Source organism: Hyunsoonleella rubra (assembly GCF_042684665.1).
Classification (GTDB): domain Bacteria; phylum Bacteroidota; class Bacteroidia; order Flavobacteriales; family Flavobacteriaceae; genus Jejuia; species Jejuia rubra.
Map to the genome: position 1 here is coordinate 25,214 of NZ_JBHULY010000010.1, position 16,656 is coordinate 41,869.

Annotated in this window: 17 protein-coding genes; 8 read left to right on the plus strand and 9 right to left on the minus strand. The window is 36.8% G+C overall.

Annotated elements, in window-relative coordinates; all coding sequences use genetic code 11:
- Positions 1 to 21: 21 nt before the first annotated feature.
- The 3 genes from ACFSR8_RS05445 to nadC form a co-directional block, all read right to left on the minus strand.
- Positions 22 to 612, minus strand: coding sequence for a hypothetical protein (locus tag ACFSR8_RS05445; protein ID WP_380289843.1), 591 nt, complete (start codon positions 610 to 612; stop codon positions 22 to 24).
- 110 nt (positions 613 to 722) lie between these two features.
- Positions 723 to 1,667, minus strand: a complete 945-nt coding sequence (locus tag ACFSR8_RS05450; RefSeq protein ID WP_380289845.1) for a YihY/virulence factor BrkB family protein — start codon at positions 1,665 to 1,667, stop codon at positions 723 to 725.
- A gap of 104 nt (positions 1,668 to 1,771) precedes the next feature.
- Positions 1,772 to 2,629, minus strand: coding sequence for a carboxylating nicotinate-nucleotide diphosphorylase (gene nadC / locus ACFSR8_RS05455; protein ID WP_380289847.1), 858 nt, complete (start codon positions 2,627 to 2,629; stop codon positions 1,772 to 1,774).
- Positions 2,630 to 2,738: 109 nt separating this feature from the next.
- On the opposite strand from nadC, the gene rlmH reads away from it, so the two are divergent.
- Positions 2,739 to 3,212 (plus strand): 23S rRNA (pseudouridine(1915)-N(3))-methyltransferase RlmH, encoded by a 474-nt coding sequence (gene rlmH, locus ACFSR8_RS05460; protein ID WP_380289849.1) that lies wholly within the window; start codon positions 2,739 to 2,741, stop codon positions 3,210 to 3,212.
- Between the two features lie 2 nt (positions 3,213 to 3,214).
- Here the strand turns inward: rlmH and ACFSR8_RS05465 are convergent, their stop codons facing one another.
- On the minus strand, positions 3,215 to 3,514 hold the full coding sequence (locus ACFSR8_RS05465; protein ID WP_380289851.1) for an HPF/RaiA family ribosome-associated protein: 300 nt from the start codon (positions 3,512 to 3,514) through the stop codon (positions 3,215 to 3,217).
- Positions 3,515 to 3,618: 104 nt separating this feature from the next.
- Positions 3,619 to 4,629 (minus strand): Gfo/Idh/MocA family oxidoreductase, encoded by a 1,011-nt coding sequence (locus ACFSR8_RS05470; RefSeq protein ID WP_380289853.1) that lies wholly within the window; start codon positions 4,627 to 4,629, stop codon positions 3,619 to 3,621.
- Positions 4,630 to 4,738: 109 nt separating this feature from the next.
- On the opposite strand from ACFSR8_RS05470, the gene ACFSR8_RS05475 reads away from it, so the two are divergent.
- From ACFSR8_RS05475 to ACFSR8_RS05490, 4 genes are read left to right on the plus strand one after another with little or no spacing between them, the layout of a single operon-like run.
- A complete protein-coding gene (locus ACFSR8_RS05475; RefSeq protein ID WP_380289855.1) occupies positions 4,739 to 5,317 on the plus strand; it encodes a non-canonical purine NTP diphosphatase in 579 nt (192 codons plus the stop codon).
- A gap of 56 nt (positions 5,318 to 5,373) precedes the next feature.
- The gene (locus tag ACFSR8_RS05480) at positions 5,374 to 7,593 is read left to right on the plus strand and encodes a RelA/SpoT family protein (protein WP_380289857.1); all 2,220 of its coding nucleotides are present in this window, start codon (positions 5,374 to 5,376) and stop codon (positions 7,591 to 7,593) included.
- Between the two features lie 25 nt (positions 7,594 to 7,618).
- A complete protein-coding gene (locus tag ACFSR8_RS05485; protein WP_186562748.1) occupies positions 7,619 to 8,092 on the plus strand; it encodes a Fur family transcriptional regulator in 474 nt (157 codons plus the stop codon).
- 15 nt (positions 8,093 to 8,107) lie between these two features.
- On the plus strand, positions 8,108 to 9,382 hold the full coding sequence (locus ACFSR8_RS05490; RefSeq protein WP_380289860.1) for an adenylosuccinate synthase: 1,275 nt from the start codon (positions 8,108 to 8,110) through the stop codon (positions 9,380 to 9,382).
- Between the two features lie 56 nt (positions 9,383 to 9,438).
- Here the strand turns inward: ACFSR8_RS05490 and ACFSR8_RS05495 are convergent, their stop codons facing one another.
- Positions 9,439 to 10,380: a calcium/sodium antiporter gene (locus tag ACFSR8_RS05495; RefSeq protein WP_380289862.1), complete on the minus strand. Its 942-nt coding sequence runs from the start codon at positions 10,378 to 10,380 to the stop codon at positions 9,439 to 9,441.
- A gap of 354 nt (positions 10,381 to 10,734) precedes the next feature.
- On the opposite strand from ACFSR8_RS05495, the gene ACFSR8_RS05500 reads away from it, so the two are divergent.
- The 3 genes from ACFSR8_RS05500 (at position 10,735) to ACFSR8_RS05510 (ending at position 13,923) form a co-directional block, all read left to right on the plus strand.
- Entirely contained in the window at positions 10,735 to 11,094 is a 360-nt protein-coding gene (locus tag ACFSR8_RS05500) for a BlaI/MecI/CopY family transcriptional regulator (protein WP_380289864.1), read from the plus strand.
- A gap of 3 nt (positions 11,095 to 11,097) precedes the next feature.
- Positions 11,098 to 13,293 carry a M56 family metallopeptidase gene (locus ACFSR8_RS05505; protein ID WP_380289865.1) on the plus strand — a complete coding sequence of 732 codons (2,196 nt, stop codon included), beginning with the start codon at positions 11,098 to 11,100 and terminating at the stop codon, positions 13,291 to 13,293.
- A gap of 477 nt (positions 13,294 to 13,770) precedes the next feature.
- Positions 13,771 to 13,923, plus strand: a complete 153-nt coding sequence (locus tag ACFSR8_RS05510) for an SsrA-binding protein (RefSeq protein ID WP_380289867.1) — start codon at positions 13,771 to 13,773, stop codon at positions 13,921 to 13,923.
- 119 nt (positions 13,924 to 14,042) lie between these two features.
- Here the strand turns inward: ACFSR8_RS05510 and ACFSR8_RS05515 are convergent, their stop codons facing one another.
- The 3 genes from ACFSR8_RS05515 to ACFSR8_RS05525 are packed head-to-tail and all read right to left on the minus strand — an operon-like array spanning position 14,043 to position 16,427.
- Positions 14,043 to 15,296 carry a serine hydrolase domain-containing protein gene (locus ACFSR8_RS05515; RefSeq protein ID WP_380289869.1) on the minus strand — a complete coding sequence of 418 codons (1,254 nt, stop codon included), beginning with the start codon at positions 15,294 to 15,296 and terminating at the stop codon, positions 14,043 to 14,045.
- Positions 15,293 to 15,940 carry a hypothetical protein gene (locus ACFSR8_RS05520; protein ID WP_380289871.1) on the minus strand — a complete coding sequence of 216 codons (648 nt, stop codon included), beginning with the start codon at positions 15,938 to 15,940 and terminating at the stop codon, positions 15,293 to 15,295. Before ACFSR8_RS05520 ends, ACFSR8_RS05515 begins: the two co-directional genes overlap by 4 nt.
- A gap of 1 nt (position 15,941) precedes the next feature.
- Positions 15,942 to 16,427 carry an RNA polymerase sigma factor gene (locus ACFSR8_RS05525; protein ID WP_380289873.1) on the minus strand — a complete coding sequence of 162 codons (486 nt, stop codon included), beginning with the start codon at positions 16,425 to 16,427 and terminating at the stop codon, positions 15,942 to 15,944.
- Between the last annotated feature and the right edge of the window lie 229 nt (positions 16,428 to 16,656).

The following is a 16,656-nucleotide window of genomic DNA, read 5'->3' on the forward strand; positions in this document are numbered from 1 at the left end:
CTCAAGCGCAAAATAATATATCTATTGCTCTACAATCTTGACATTTTCAAATGTTCCCTCAGAAATAACATAAGTTTGAAGCTCCCCATTTACTAGGGTTTGGGCTGTGAAACTGAATACACCCGAAGCCACCATATTGGTGTAATCAAGTTTATTAATTTTAATGTTAGCCGTATTTGTGTCATCTGTTGTGGCATTTACTAATGCGTTATTCAAAGCCTTATCATTAGCTTGGTAAATACCCCTCATACCAGTTAATCCTGACTCTAAATTTGATAAATCCCATTCCACACCTTCCTTCAAGTCCTCCTCTTCGCCATAATAGGCGAATAATGAAACGGCCTCGTTATCGATTACAAAAATAGTTTCAGTAACGCCGATCAACCTTAAACGATGAGTTTCAATTACCTTGTCTATAAAAAGGGACGCATTTTTGTATGGTATTTCGATAAGATTTCCATTAACTTTTGCAGTCATAACAATGGTAGTCTCTTTTTCATCCTCTGTCATCTCAATATCTTCCAACTCATCGAGTGCATCAAGGGTGTCCTTAACTTCACAACTAAAAATCACAAAACACATCGCAGTTAAAAACAATATCTTTAATTTCATAGAAATGTATTGGGTTAAAAATTACAGAAAAAACATCATAACTTTTTAAATGTTTTATCCTTTCAAAAATAAAAAAATATCTAACTTCCTTAAATTTTAAGGGGCCAATTTTATGTTCTAGGACGCTTCTTCAAAAATTGTAAAGATGCATTTAGCTCATAGCCCAAAAGCAAAATATTGGAATTCAACCATAAATAAAGAAGCAGTATCAAAAGTGCTCCGATAGAGCCATAAAGTTTATTATACTGGCTAAAATTTTCTATATATACCCCGAATAAGTAAGAAGTCAAAATGATCAAAAGCGTTGTTAACAAAGCACCTATTGAAAAGAACCGGGATTCCCTTCCTTCTTTAGTTCCAAAATAATACAAGGTTGCGGTTGCGATATACACCATGACCACAAAAAACATGTATTTTGCGAATATAATCCAAACCAATCCACTATCTTCTGCCAGTACTTCCCCACTTAAGCTTTCGTACAACGGTTTTAGAATATAGATTTGAAAATATCCGAATACTGCCACGGTAAGCAACACTAAAAACGCCAAAATTAAAGCTATCCCAAAGGCGTAAAGGTACTGCTGGAACACATTTCTTGTCAATTGCTCATGATATGAATTTTCAAACCCGGAGAACACCGCATTTACGCCATTTGCCATAAGTAGCATCGATAATAAAAAAACGGACGACAACAACCCACCGCCACCACCACTATGGATGTTTTCAAAAATATTGGAGAAAAAGAAATCAGAGGTTTGTGGTGGTAAAATGGAATTTAAAAAATCCATAAACTCCATTTGGAAATTATCGATAGGGATATAGGGAATCAAAATAATGACAAACAATAAAAATGGGAAAATAGCCGTAAAAAAGCTAAAGGCAATGGCGCTTGCCCTGGTCGTTAATGCCCCTTTGACAACACCCAAAACATACAGCTCCAACAAATCATAAAGTGAAAGCCCCTCAAAACCAGGCAATTTAACTCTTGTTAAAAAGCGCACTAAAATATTGACAACAGGAATATCTTCCAGTCTATCACGAATAGGTTTTGCCATTAATGGGAACTACTTTAAAGGTTTCAACTTACAAGATGCAAGTTAAAAAATTAGTCTCACTAAAAAGTAAAATGTTATTTAAATAAAAGAATCGTCAAGAATGACTATACCGCCTTTAGACTAAGATCCATATTGTGTACCGAGTGGGTCAGTGCTCCGCATGAAATAAAATTCACGCCACATTCTGCATAATGTCTTACGGTAGTTTCATTGATGTTTCCAGAAGATTCCGTGAGGCACTTGTTCCCTATTAGTTCAACTGCTTTTTTAGTGTCCTCATAGTCAAAATTATCGATCAAAATACGATAGATGCCATCACTTTTTAAAATCTCCTCAACCTCGTTCAAATCCCTAGCTTCCACCATGATTTTCAAATCCTTTTCTGTTGTTGCAAGGTATTCCTTGGTCATATCTATGGCTTTGGTGATGCCACCTGCAAAATCGATGTGGTTATCCTTCAGCATAATCATATCGTAAAGCGCGAATCTATGGTTTTCACCACCACCGATTTTAACCGCCCATTTTTCAAGGACACGTATGCCCGGTGTGGTTTTTCGGGTGTCCAAAATTTGTGTTTTCGTGCCTTTTAAAAGTGTGACAAATCGCCTAGTTTTAGTGGCAATTGCACTCATGCGTTGCATGGCGTTGAGTACGGTTCTTTCCGCTTTTAAAATGGATTGAGCAGGCCCCTCAACATACAATACGATGTCGCCATAGGATACCGGAGTCCCGTCTTCAATTTTAATTTCTACCCTAAGTTTTTTGTCTACGTACTCAAACACACGCTTTGCGAAAGCTACTCCCGCAATTACGCCCTTGTCCTTTACCAACAATTTTGCCCTTCCTCTTGCATTTTCTGGAATACAAGCCAGCGAACTATGGTCACCATCGCCAACATCCTCTCTTATAGCGTTTTCGATGATGAATGCTACTTCTTTTTCAAAATATTCTTTGGTAATCATACTAGGGAATTTGCGCAAAAATAATAAATGGAACTGGAAATTACGAATTTTTTAGTTTTTAAGACTTATAATATGAATATCGTAAAAAATGAAATTGTAATTTTGGGCTATGACCATAAAATTACTTGCCATTGGCAAAACTGATAATAAGGAACTTATAGAGCTAGTCGAACTTTACATGCAGAGGCTTGGGCATTATGTAAAGTTTGAATTTGACATCATTCCCGATTTAAAAAAGACGAAACATCTCAGCGAAAATGAACAAAAACAGAAGGAAGGCGAACTCATTTTAAAGCAGATTAACTCAACGGACGTTTTGGTGCTTTTAGATGAAAACGGCAAACAATTAGATTCCATTGCATTTTCAAAACATCTACAAAAACACATGAATTCAGGAGTCAAACAATTGGTTTACGTCATTGGGGGACCTTATGGATTTTCTGAAGAAGTTTACAAAAAAGCGAATGGGAAACTGTCACTTTCAAAAATGACATTTTCCCATCAAATGGTTCGCTTATTTTTTGTGGAGCAGCTGTATCGAGGGTTTACGATTTTGAGGAACGAACCCTATCACCACCGCTAAATTTAATGTGTCTTAAAAACCCGCTTCCGCTTTTTAAGCTGGCGGTCTAAGTCTTTAATGGTTTCCCTAACTGACACCTCAAAATTATGTTCGTTTGACGTGGCATATATTCTGGGCCCCGGGAGGCTTAATTCAATATTACATATTTTCCCTGCATCATGGTCTTTTTCGTCCTGTTTGAAGTACACCATGGCACCTATCAAAAATTCGTATTTATTAAACAATTTACCTAATTTTTCTTCAGTGAAACCAGAAAGAGTTTCACTAACATCTACATCTACATACTGAAAATTTACTGTCATAATCCGTTTTCTTTTAATTGTTAATTCTTATCTAAAATAATAGTTTCCTGCATAAAGGGACAGAACAAAAGTCATAAAATAGTTATAAAATTTCATACCCTATACTATTCAAGTATCTCTATTTGCTTTAAAATTTGGGATTTTGTTACCACATAGGGTTTATTGTTTCTAATGGTCTGATAAACATCTTCAAAAATATTCAAGTAGGTAGAGCGTATGGAGGGAATTTTTTCCTGTACTTTGTTAGTCCCATTTTCATAATAAGTCAGCACACCTTCCTTATCATCTGCCTCAATACCATACAACGGATCATTGGGTTTTATACCTGCTTCAATTTGATCTTCTTGCACATCAGTCCGTTCCTTTACATAAGCACCATTTTTCCCGTATAACACAAACGCTGGCATAGGGTCGGCAACTAACAGGCTTGCGGTGATAAACACCTGTAATCCGCTGGGGTATTCTAAATGTACATGCGCGTAGTCATCTACTTGAGTATTGGGTCTAAATTGTCCTGAGGATTTACGCCATGCTATGGGCTCACCAAATAAGGAAATCGCAGCATCAACAACATGAGATCCTAGATTATACAAAACACTGTTTCCCGGAACAGGAGACTCTTTAGAGGCATTATCACTCAGCGCATAAACATATCTGTCATATCTAAAATGCACCTCTATTAAATCACCTAGTTTGCCTGACTCCAAAGCATTTTTCACAGATAAAATATCACTATCATAGCGCCTATTCTGATAGGGCAAAATAAGTCGATTATGTTTATCAGCTTCTCTATAAAGTGTTTTGGCCTCGTCTAAAGTTACAGCGAATGGTTTTTCCATCACGACATGCTTTCCTGATTGGATTGCCTTTAATCCAAACTCAAAATGCGTGGCACTTGGCGTATTTACAACAACAAGTTCAATCTCCGGATCATTTAAAAATGCATCTATTGAATCATAACTTATAATATTTGGATATTCTAGCTGAGCGTTCTTCTTTGTACGTTCCAAAATTGCATACAAATCAAAGCCGGAATGTAACTCCAAAAACGGGCAATGAAATAAGCTGCCTGATTTTCCGTACGATAAAACTCCTGTTTTTACTCTATGTCCCATTTAAATAGTTTTAGTTATTTTTTGATTGAATAAATCCATAAAACTAATTTAGTGCTTTTTATATAAATCGTTATAATTGTACTTTTAGTGCCATTTTTAAACTAACACAATGCATCTTGTTTTTGCTACGAATAATTTAAATAAACTAAAGGAGGTCCAGGCCTTAATACCTGATAATATCAAACTTTTAAGTTTGAAAGACATAGGGTGCTTTGATGATATACCAGAAACCAAAGAAACTATTGAAGGCAACGCCATCCAAAAGGCAGAATTCATTAAAGCGAATTATGGCTATAATTGCTTTGCCGATGATACCGGTCTTGAGGTAAGTGCGCTGAATGGCGAACCCGGAGTTTATTCTGCCAGATACGCCGGTTCGCAACGCGATGCTAATGACAACATGGATTTATTGCTGGAAAACTTGAAGGGTAAAGCGGACCGCACGGCACAATTTAAAACCGTAATCGCTTTATATCTAAATGAAAAACTTCACATATTTACGGGTATTTGTAAAGGCAAAATCACTTCAGGAAAAATGGGCAACAAAGGATTTGGCTACGACCCTATTTTTAAACCGGAAGGGCACGACATGACCTTTGCCCAAATGGAATTAAAACTAAAAAACGATATTGGCCATCGTGGGAAAGCCGTTCAAAAACTCACCTCATTTTTAGGTAAAGTACACTAAGAAAAAAGTTAAACTTCTGTATTGGCTATTAATATTGTTTGCATTATTTTTATTCAATGACAGAGGAAGAGATTGAAATAGAAAACGCGGCCATTGCCAAAGCCTATAAAGAGCTACTGAAAGTAAGCTACACGACACTTACGGCTGAGGACAAAAAGCTCATCAGAAAAGCCTTTGAAGTGGCATTGGACGGTCATAAAGACCAACGCCGAAAATCTGGTGAGGCCTATATTTTCCACCCACTTGCGGTGGCAAAAATAGTGGCGCAGGAAATTGGGCTGGACGCTACTTCTATTGCGGCTGCCCTACTTCACGATGTAGTAGAGGACTGTGATGATTACTCCATTGACGATATCGAGCAACTTTTTGGCGAAACCGTGGCCCGCATTGTGGACGGTCTCACCAAAATTTCTTCTTTGAGCAAGGAGCAGGACATGGATGTGTCCCTACAGGCCGAGAATTTCAGGAAAATGCTGTTGACCTTAAATGATGATGTCCGGGTAATCATTATCAAAATAGCTGACCGCCTGCACAATATGCAAACAATGGACGCCATGCGTCCCGACAAACAGGTGAAAATAGCTTCGGAAACGCTTTATATCTATGCACCTTTGGCACATAGAATTGGCCTTTACAACATCAAAACCGAACTTGAGGATTTAGGACTGAAATATACACAGCCAGAGGTGTATAATGACATTCTTAACAAAATTCAGGAAAGCAAGGAAGAACAGGACCAGTACATCGAACAGTTTAGCAGTGTCATCAAAAATTCCTTGGACAAGGAAGACTTTAAGTATACTATCAAAGGAAGACCAAAATCCATTTTTTCCATTCGTAAAAAGATGGTAAACCAGGGCGTATCTTTTGACGAGGTTTATGACAAGTTTGCCATTAGGATTATTTACAAATCCGAGGACCACAACGAAAAGTTTTTGGCTTGGAAAATATACTCGATAGTTACGGACCATTTTAGACCAAACCCAATCAGACTAAGAGACTGGATTTCTTCACCAAAATCGACAGGGTACGAGGCTTTGCATATCACCGTTATGGGCCCAAAAGGCAGATGGGTTGAAGTTCAGATTAGGAGTGAGCGCATGAATGAAATTGCCGAAAAAGGCTATGCAGCGCACTACAAATACAAACAAGAAGACGAAAAGGAAGATAATCTAGAGAGTTGGATTAACAGATTACAAGAAGCTTTGGAAAACCCAAGCGTTAATGCCGTGGATTTTGTAGAACAATTCAAGCTCAATCTTTATTCCCAAGAAATATTTGTATTCACACCTAAAGGAGAGCTAAAATCGTTGCCCAAGGGTGCTACATCCCTAGATTTTGCCTTTCATATACATACCGAGGTAGGCATGCATACCCGCGGTGCTAGAGTAAACGGAAAACTCGTCCCCTTAAGCCAAGAACTAAAAAGTGGAGACCAAGTTGAAATTGTAACTTCTGAAAGTTCCAAACCCAATGCCAACTGGTTGGATTACACCACCACGGCTCGAGCGAGGGCAAAAATTAAATCTGCCCTGCGTGAAGACCGTAAAATTATAGGCGAGGAAGGCAAGGAAATTTTAAGAAGAAAGCTGAAGCAACTAAAAATAACTCTTAACGAATCAACGGTAAACGATTTGGTTCGCCATTTTAAACTGCAAACAAGTCTGGATTTGTTCTACCGAGTTGGGATCGGTTCTATTGACAACGTAATGCTAAAGGATTTTGCCTCCTCCAGAAGCAACGCCTTCGTTAGTTTTTTTAAAAACCGCATTACCAAAAAGACTACCATTCCTAAGGAAGATATTGAAAAAGAAGAAGTTACCTCCAATTACGACTCCTTGGTTTTCAACAAAGAAGAGGAAAAACTGGACTACAAACTGTCCAACTGTTGTAACCCGATTCCAGGAGACGACGTCTTTGGTTTTTTAACAGTTTCTGAAGGGATTAAAGTGCATAAAAACAACTGCCCAAATGCCTTGAGCCTTCAATCTAACTACGCCTATCGAATTATGCCGGCCAAATGGATAGACTCTAGCCAGCAGGAATATGCTACCGAAATCAAAGTATCGGGGATTGACCAATTGGGCTTGGTAAACGATATCACCAAAATTATTTCGGACAACATGCACGTAAATATGAAAAGCCTTAGTTTTGAAACGGATGACGGCTTGTTCACAGGGAAAATCAAAGTCATTGTAAAAAACAAGGCGCTTTTACGAAAATTATTAGCTAAACTCGAAAAAATAAATGGGATAGATAAAGTGTCAAGAGTATAAAAAATGTAAATTTGCACTCGCAATTATGGGTTCCACAACAGATAGCAAAAATCAAGAGATTGTAAAAAGCGTTTTTACCAACTTTTTGGAAAGCAACGGGCACAGAAAAACACCCGAACGCTATGCTATACTCCAGGAAATTTACGATAGCACGGAGCATTTTGATATCGAGTCGCTTTACCTGAATATGAAGAACAAAAAGTATAGGGTATCACGAGCCACTCTTTACAATACGATTGAATTGCTTTTAGAATGCGGTTTGGTACGAAAGCATCAATTTGGTCAAAATCAGGCGCATTACGAAAAATCCTATTTTGATAGACAGCACGACCACGTGATTCTAACGGATACGGGTGAAGTGATTGAATTTTGCGACCCCAGAATTCAATCTATCAAAAAAACGATTGAGGAGGTCTTCAATATCGAAATCAACAACCACTCGTTATATTTTTACGGGAACCGCAAATCTTCAGAGGCTAACACCGAAAAAAACAACTAACAAATTTATTTTAGAATGGCAGTAGATTTACTACTAGGACTACAATGGGGAGACGAAGGCAAGGGAAAAATTGTTGATGTACTCACCAAAAACTACAATATTATTGCACGTTTTCAAGGAGGACCAAATGCTGGGCACACCTTGGTTTTTAACGGACGGAAGCACGTTTTGCATACGATTCCCTCTGGGATTTTTCATGACGAAGCTATTAATTTAGTTGGTAACGGCGTAGTCATTGATCCTGTAATTTTTAAGAAGGAATTAGATAAACTTGAAGAGCAAGATGTGGATTTCAGAAAATCGCTATTGATTTCAAGAAAAGCGCATATCATATTACCAACCCACCGACTTCTGGATGCGGCCAGTGAGGCTTCAAAAGGAAAGGCCAAAATCGGCTCAACCCTAAAAGGCATTGGACCAACTTACATGGACAAAACGGGAAGAAACGGAATTCGTATTGGTGAATTGGAATTGAGTGACTGGAAAGAGCGCTACAGGGCTCTGGCAGACAAACATGAATCCATGATTGATTATTACGATGCCGCCATTGAATACGATTTAAAGGAATTGGAAAGCGAGTTTTTTGAAGCCGTAAAGGTTTTGAAATCCTTAACGTTTATTGACTCTGAGGAATACGTTTATCAAGCCCAACGCCAAGGCAAAACCATTTTGGCTGAGGGCGCCCAAGGGTCATTACTGGATATTGATTTTGGAACCTATCCGTTTGTAACTTCCAGCAATACCACTGCCGCAGGTGCATGTACTGGATTAGGCGTTGCTCCTAACCAAATTGGTGATGTTTTTGGTATTTTCAAGGCTTATACGACCCGTGTGGGATCGGGCCCGTTCCCAACGGAATTATTTGATGAAGACGGGGAAACCATGGCCAAAGTTGGCCACGAATTTGGAGCTACCACTGGTCGCCCAAGACGATGTGGCTGGCTGGATTTGGTGGCTCTAAAATATGCGGTACAAGTGAATGGTGTTACCCAATTGATGATGATGAAGGGCGATGTGCTTTCAGGCTTTAAAACTTTAAAAGTATGTACGGCATACAATTACAAAGGTGAAGTCATCAAACATTTACCGTATAATATCGAACCCGAAAATGTGACTCCAATTTATACTGAATTTAAAGGCTGGAGCGAAGATTTGACCAAAATGTCCGAAGCTTCAGAATTGCCAAAGGAACTAAATGAATACATTGCATTCTTGGAAAAGGAACTGGAAACACCAATCACCATTGTTTCAGTTGGGCCGGATAGAAAACAGACGATTTTCAGGAACTAAAGGATTAAATAAAAGTTGATTGAAGGCCTAAAATGTAAATCGTTTTAGGCTTTTTTTTATTTAGAAAATACCAGCACCATAAAAATGCCATAACCCAGAACCAAAAAGAAGCCTTTAAATCTACTAATCTGCATTTGCTTGGGCAGAAATATCATTGGTATTAGCACCGCTGCAAACCCTAGCATCCAGAAAATATCATTGGTGAGTATTTGTGGTTCGGTCACCGGAATAGGCTTTACCAAGGAAGTCATCCCCAGTACTGAGCCAATATTAAAAATATTTGAGCCAATTAAATTACCCAGGGAAATGGCCTTTTCCTGTTTGGCCGCAGCAATAACCGATGCTGCCAATTCGGGAACACTAGTACCAATGGCTATTAAAGAAACGCCAATTACGGCTTCACTTACACCTATTGCGCGAGCCACTTCTTTAGAGCCCTCCACCAACCACTCACTACCAAAATAAAGTGAGGCCGCTCCAATCAACAACCATAAAATAATTTTGAAATTTGAAACAACGGCCAGTGATTCATCCACTTCCTCGGAAACTGCATCTTTTTTGGCACTTCTAATCAGCACAAACAAGAATCCTATCAATCCCAAAAACAGAACACCACCTTCAAGGGCAGTTAAAATTTCGTCGTTTTTCAAAAAGTAATAAAACGCAATAGAAAAGACCATCATTACAGGCCAGTTCAATTTATAAAAGGATTTATCCACCATTATAGGCCCAACCAAAGCGGTAATCCCCAAAACCAAACCTATATTGGCAATATTTGAACCGACCACATTGTTGATGGCAATAGCAGGCGAACCCGAAAGCGCGGCTTGAAGGCTTACTAGTAATTCTGGTGCTGAAGTCGCAAAGGATACTACCGTCATCCCAATTACCATTTTTGAGATATTGAATTTAAAGGAAAGTGCTACTGACGAACGTACCAAATATTCCCCACCAATTACCAAAAGCACAAAACCTAGGATGACCCAAAGTAAACTCATACACTATTTTTTTTGCGAAGATAATACTAAGATTTAACGATTTACAATTTTCGATTTACGAGTTATAAACAGCTATATAACTAAAAATTTCGTTAAATAACTATAATTTTAGTTATATAACTACAAAAATAGTTTATATTTGCAAAGCACTTCATTCGGCAAACATTAAAACAAGTTGAGAAAGCAATGGTTTTTGCGGATAGGTGCGTTAGGGATTGAAGAGGAAAGCCCACAGCGAGCCCGAAGGAGCGAGCGAGGACTTGGAACGGAAAGCCCGACCGAAGCGATCCTGCAAGGTTTTGAAAACCTTGTAGGTATGAGCGAAGGTAACGCCCAAATAAAAATTTAAAATACATGGAAAAACTAACAAACAAAGAGGAAGAAATTATGCAGATTTTATGGAAGCTTGAAAATGCTTTTGTAAAAGATGTTTTAGCAGAAATTAAAACGGATAAACCCCATTATAACACGCTTTCCACCATTATTCGGAATTTGGAGGAAAAAGGATATGTAAGCCATAACGCCTACGGAAAAACCCATCAATACTACCCTGTTGTAAAAAAGGAGGACTACCGAAAACGATTTATGAACAATGCCATACATAATTATTTTAATAACTCATACAAGAACGTAGTATCGTTTTTTGCCAAGGAAGAAAAAATTAGTGTTGAGGAACTCAAAGAGATCATTGATTTAATTGAAAAGAAAAAGTAGGCTATGGAGTTTTTATTAAAATCGAGTGCCATTTTGGCGATTTTCTACCTCATCTATTTTATCTTCTTGCAACGTGAAACATTTTTTGAGCACAACAGGTGGTTTTTATTAAGCGGGATTTTGCTGTCGCTTATTGTGCCATTAATTACTATTCCTATTTACATTGAACAGGCGCCACTAACTTTTAGCAATGCAGAGCTACTGTATAGCGATTACACGACATTTTCATCTAACGCGGATAAGCCTCCCACCAGTTTTAACTTCCAGGATTATATTTTAGGCATTTACTTTTTTGGGGTGGCCATTTTTGTCTCCCGGTTACTATTCCAACTGCTGTCCTTGATCAAAATCTCATCGGGAAAAATCGCAAGGAAGGATCCAGATGTAGTTATAATCGAAACCTCAAAAGATATTACTCCCTTTTCATTTTTTAAATGGATTGTTTATAACCCAGCCCAATTTGATAAGCAGGAACTGCAACAAATACTCAATCATGAGAAAGTGCATGTTAAGGGCCTCCATTCCATAGACATACTTTTGTCCCAAGTGTACTGTACCCTGTTCTGGTTTAATCCCATTGCATGGCTGTACAGCAAAAGCCTAAAGTATAATTTGGAATTTATTGCCGACGAACGTGCTATGGGATTGTCAGATTCAATTAAGGACTACCAATATGCGTTGTTAAAAACCATCACTCCAGAACACAACTTATCAATCACAAATAATTTTTATAATTCATCCATCAAAAAACGAATCATTATGTTACAAAAATCAAAATCAAAATCCGTCAATTTATTGAAATACCTTTTTATACTGCCTGCTTTGGGCTGGTTTTTAATGAGTTTTAATACGGAGGAGGTATTTATTTCATCTCAGAATAACCCAGATTCTGTACTGGATTTTCATCAAAATAAAGAAAAATCAGAAACACTTCATGTCCTCGATGGTATGACCGACGAACAGTTACAACAACTAAAGGAATATTTGAATAACAAAGAGTACCTATTGAAAATAAACTTGTTAGAAAGAAATCATAACGGTTTAATTACCTCAATTGATTTGGAGATACAAAGTGATTTTGGGAACGCTACTTTTGACACATCATCAATCCTTCCCATTAAGCCCATAAAAATAGTTTTGGACAAAGCACATAACGTTATCGAAATTGGAAATCCATCAAGCAACGAAATGAAAGTTGTTATGGGTTTTCCATCTCCAAAAGAAGCGGATGTCTATAAACAAAGTAAAAGACTGAAAAACATAATTCCGGAAGAACACTTAAAAAATGCTCTAATATTTTTGGATAACAAGGAAGTTTCAAGAGACAAGATTAGCGACTTAAGTTCAAATGACATTGAAAGGATTGAGATACTTGAAGCCAATAACTCCATAAAAAAGTATGGAGAAAAAGGCGAAAACGGCGCTATTGAAATAGAAACTGTAAAGTTTACCTTGGCCATGCACCCGGGAACAGGAAAATCGATGATGGTTGCGGATACGAAAAAAGGGACAACAAAATTTACGGGTAAGGCTAATATTAAGTTTAGCCCAGATAGTTTGGGTCTGATAGTTGTTGACGGAAATACCTCAAACAAAAAAGAACTTGAAAAAATTTCGCCATTGAGAATCGAGAGTGTTAATGTCTTAAAGAATAGGTATGCAAAAGAAAAATACGGTGATACTTTAAGGGGTGATGTTTTGGAAGTTGTTACCAAGACATTCGCAAAAAACAACGAATGGAAGGCAACTCAAAATCGAAACCGCAACATAATACACGCCACTAAAGATACCATTTACGTTCATAAAAAACCAGATATTATTGCTGAGTTTCTAAGGGACAAGAACTTAAATAATACCCCCTTATTTATTGTTGATGGAAAAGAGGTTACTAAATCTGACTTCGCTTTGATTGACCCCCTTCAAGTTGAAAGAATGTCGATAATTAAACCTGGTCAACCTGATTTAGGGGAGTATGGAGACAAAGGCAAGAATGGTGTCGTAAATATTACAATGAGAACAGAAAACTCCAAATCTCCTTTTGTTAAGGTTATTGGCAACCCCATGTTTATAGTTGATGGCAAGAATGTGACCGCCACTGAATTTCACAACATACACCCTGACAATATAGGTTCCTTAAAGATTATGAGAGACAAAAATAGTGGCTCAAACAAAAGTATTGTTAAAGTAGTAACGAAATAACGCATAAAACCTTATTGTTTTTAAAGGCACCCCAATCGGGTGTCTTTTTTTGTTGAAAAAGATGAAAACCCTAAAAAAATCCCATTTAAAGACCAAATGCCCCTTAGTTTTAAAAAAACACTTCCAAAAACCCCTATAATTGTTTCGTTTTGAAACAAAAATAGCTCAACACAATTCTTTTTTAAAACAATTTATAAGCAAGTCACATTCATATCGAAACCAATATCATTTTTTTACTTACAATTCAGTATGCAAATTTATCGATTTTCATAAAAACGTTTGGTGGACATTGTGCCAAATATATATCTTCAAAAAACAGCACAATTATTAACCCTTTAAAACCCGCAAAAATATGATCACACTTGCCAAATTTGTCATTGACATAATCCTTTTGATTATTTCAATGTTCTAAACCCAAAAAAAAGTAAAACTTAGTCTAGAATAAGTTTTACTATTTTTGTTTCAACAACATTTCAGGTGAAAAAGCAAGTTTTTAAATTTTTAGCGAAGGTTAATAAATCGTTACTCCCAAGCTATTCAAAAAGGAAATTAGATTTAGCCAAGGCCAGTAAACTACAACTCGCCTTAATTGGTTGGCGCTGGTACGTTACGAAAAATGCGTTGGATTGATATCTTTTCAAGTGCCTAAAAAAACCTAAGCTTTTGGAGGCCTTAAACCAAGGCAGAATTACATATTCTAACAAAGCTCCTCCCAATATAATTATGGAAATTCGAATATCCACAAAACACTAGTCTATAGAAATACTTAAAGAAGAATTATTTTTTAGACTTTTGCTAAATTCTTGTGCAATTTTGGTTGCAACAATTTTCAATGGCAGCGAGCCATAAATATAGGAATTTGTCAAGACTACCACCACCACTTTTGCTTCTGGAATCATTACCATGCTGGCCTGTCCACCAGTTGGTGACCCACCATGATTAACAAGCGTATTTCCTGAAGCTAATTTATAAAAGTTCCAACCCATACCGTGAAATTGGGGAAACGGTGAATTTTCATATGGACTTATTGGCCGAAGCATGGACTTAAAGCTGGAATCTTTTATTATTTGTCCGTTTGTTAATGCCAGTCCGAATTTTGCTAAATCCTTAGATGTAGATAGAAAACCACCTCCCGCCCATTTATAGCTACAATTCTCATCCGGGGCAATCTCTACCCGCTTTCCTATTATAGTTTTGTTATAGCTTGTCACTCTTTCGCTTAAAGGCTTATCAATATAATCTGCACCTGTGGATGACATTCCTAATGGCTCAAAAATCAAAGCACCCATAAGATCTAAGAAATTCACATTAGTAGCTTTGGCCATTGCTTCTCCTACTAGAGTGTATCCAAATGTACTATAGCTATATTCAGTTCCTGGCTGAAATAACAAACTGTCATGGGAAAAAAGACCAAGCCTCTGTTCTGAGTTCGAAAAGTCATCATCCACATGTAGATCAATAGTAAAATAAGGCGGTGGCCATTTAAATTTTGTATGGTAATGCCGAATGCCCGACCGGTGAGAAAGCAGGTGTTCTAAAGAAATCTTGTAAGGTTTTTTAGGGAATTCTGGAACAATCTCACAAATATCAGTTTGTAAATCTATCACTCCGTCTTCAAAAAGCCTCATAGCTGCCGTAGCTGTCAAAGGCTTGGATAAACTTCCTATTGGAAATTTAGATTGAATGGTGAGTGGTGTCTGGTTTTCAAGATTGGCATAACCATAAACTTCAGACCATACAACTTCATTGTTGACCCCAACACTAATAGAATATCCAGGGGCATGAAATTTTTGGCTTCTTTGCTTAAGAATGTTTTTAGCTTTTTTTATGTGACCTGTATAGCGATCATCATATATCTCTGTGGACACAGGGTTTAAATGATCCGCATTAGGGAGTGCATCTCCATTTAAGTAATTCCATAGCAATGAAAAGAAGATGAAAAATAATATTATAGATAAACTAATTAGTATGAACTTTAAAGTTCTAAAGAAAAATTTACTCATGTCTGGTCATTGAAATTTATGTCTTTCAGAAGTTTTTCAATTTCTGATAATTGAGGCTTATATTTATTCCTTATTCTTTTTCTTGTTAATACGGTCAAAACAACTATTAATAGTACATCTGGTAAGAACAGCCCGAATGCTATTGGTAATGAATAATTAGTGAAGTAACTAAACTCAGGCGTAATAAACTGGCCAAGCGTTGTAACCAACAACCCTCCCAGATAAATAAATGGAAGCTTGCGAAAGAAAGATATTCGGTTTTCTATCTGGTTTTTTCTTACAAGTAATATTCCATTTACAGTTTGGTTAAATGCACGTTGCTTTTTCTTTTGGGAAATATGTCTAATAATGATATGTAAGCTAATTGCAAAGGCGTACAAAGGAAATAATATAAACCATCCAAATGGAGGAAAAATGTCCATTTCACGCATTTGACCTGAACCTATATTAACAAAAAGATAAACCCAAAATAAAAGTGAGAGAAATGCTAATAACATTATAGTTCCAGAGATAAAGAGTATCCAAAAGTTATTTCTTGTATGTTTTCGGACATTTCTATTAATTAACTGAAGAGCTTCATGCTTATTCAATTTCGGTTTTATATTTTGTTCATTCCAATCTTTTAATACTTCTTCAAATTCCATTTCAATCTCTTTTAATTAATCCTAAAAGCTTTTTCTTGACACGATGAATTCGGACACCCACTGCAGGCTCTGAAAGTCCCATTATTTGAGAAATTTCCTTATGACTCACTTCATCAAGTACAAGTAAGATCAGTGATCTATCTATTTTGTTAAGCTTCCTAATCCCTTGATAGAGATATTCAAAGTGGTCTGGATGATCATCATCCATTTTAAGCAATGCTGAAGGCAAATCAATTGACTTTATTAGCTCGAGCCTTTTTGATTCCCGTTTTTTCCATAAAGTTGCTCGGTTAATCGCAACTTTATAGACCCAAGTCATTGCCGATGACTCTCCTCTAAAATAAACAGTAGATTTCCATATTTGAATAATGATTTCTTGGTAGAGATCGTCAAAATCATCCGCGCTACTAGTAAAAGATCTAGCAATCTTTATAATTACGCCTTGATATTTATCAAACCAATCCATGAAAAGTTTCTCTTGTTCCATTTGATTCATCTTAACATATTAGAGTACAAATGTTATTCAATTTTACATTTTGGAATGATTATTTTAAAATTAGATATGAATAAGGTACCTACACCTCTCCTTTTCTGAAATAGAGGATTCACTTATATAAAGTACAATGTTCCTCGAAGTATAACTAATTAAATTAACCCGTTGTGCATTTTAAATAATGCTAGTTTTAATATTGTTGATATTTCTATCAAAGACAAAC

What these genes read in the sequence shown, in the direction of transcription:
- ACFSR8_RS05495 (WP_380289862.1), bottom strand. Translation starts at nt 10,380, where the DNA reads ATGAGTTTACTTTGGGTCATCCTAGGTTTTGTGCTTTTGGTAATTGGT.
- ACFSR8_RS05475 (WP_380289855.1), top strand. Translation starts at nt 4,739, where the DNA reads ATGCATCTTGTTTTTGCTACGAATAATTTAAATAAACTAAAGGAGGTC.
- nadC (WP_380289847.1), bottom strand. Translation starts at nt 2,629, where the DNA reads ATGATTACCAAAGAATATTTTGAAAAAGAAGTAGCATTCATCATCGAA.
- ACFSR8_RS05505 (WP_380289865.1), top strand. Translation starts at nt 11,098, where the DNA reads ATGGAGTTTTTATTAAAATCGAGTGCCATTTTGGCGATTTTCTACCTC.
- ACFSR8_RS05465 (WP_380289851.1), bottom strand. Translation starts at nt 3,514, where the DNA reads ATGACAGTAAATTTTCAGTATGTAGATGTAGATGTTAGTGAAACTCTT.
- ACFSR8_RS05470 (WP_380289853.1), bottom strand. Translation starts at nt 4,629, where the DNA reads ATGGGACATAGAGTAAAAACAGGAGTTTTATCGTACGGAAAATCAGGC.
- ACFSR8_RS05485 (WP_186562748.1), top strand. Translation starts at nt 7,619, where the DNA reads ATGGGTTCCACAACAGATAGCAAAAATCAAGAGATTGTAAAAAGCGTT.
- ACFSR8_RS05500 (WP_380289864.1), top strand. Translation starts at nt 10,735, where the DNA reads ATGGAAAAACTAACAAACAAAGAGGAAGAAATTATGCAGATTTTATGG.
- ACFSR8_RS05525 (WP_380289873.1), bottom strand. Translation starts at nt 16,427, where the DNA reads ATGGAACAAGAGAAACTTTTCATGGATTGGTTTGATAAATATCAAGGC.
- ACFSR8_RS05445 (WP_380289843.1), bottom strand. Translation starts at nt 612, where the DNA reads ATGAAATTAAAGATATTGTTTTTAACTGCGATGTGTTTTGTGATTTTT.
- ACFSR8_RS05515 (WP_380289869.1), bottom strand. Translation starts at nt 15,296, where the DNA reads ATGAGTAAATTTTTCTTTAGAACTTTAAAGTTCATACTAATTAGTTTA.
- ACFSR8_RS05480 (WP_380289857.1), top strand. Translation starts at nt 5,374, where the DNA reads ATGACAGAGGAAGAGATTGAAATAGAAAACGCGGCCATTGCCAAAGCC.
- ACFSR8_RS05490 (WP_380289860.1), top strand. Translation starts at nt 8,108, where the DNA reads ATGGCAGTAGATTTACTACTAGGACTACAATGGGGAGACGAAGGCAAG.
- ACFSR8_RS05450 (WP_380289845.1), bottom strand. Translation starts at nt 1,667, where the DNA reads ATGGCAAAACCTATTCGTGATAGACTGGAAGATATTCCTGTTGTCAAT.
- rlmH (WP_380289849.1), top strand. Translation starts at nt 2,739, where the DNA reads ATGACCATAAAATTACTTGCCATTGGCAAAACTGATAATAAGGAACTT.
- ACFSR8_RS05520 (WP_380289871.1), bottom strand. Translation starts at nt 15,940, where the DNA reads ATGGAATTTGAAGAAGTATTAAAAGATTGGAATGAACAAAATATAAAA.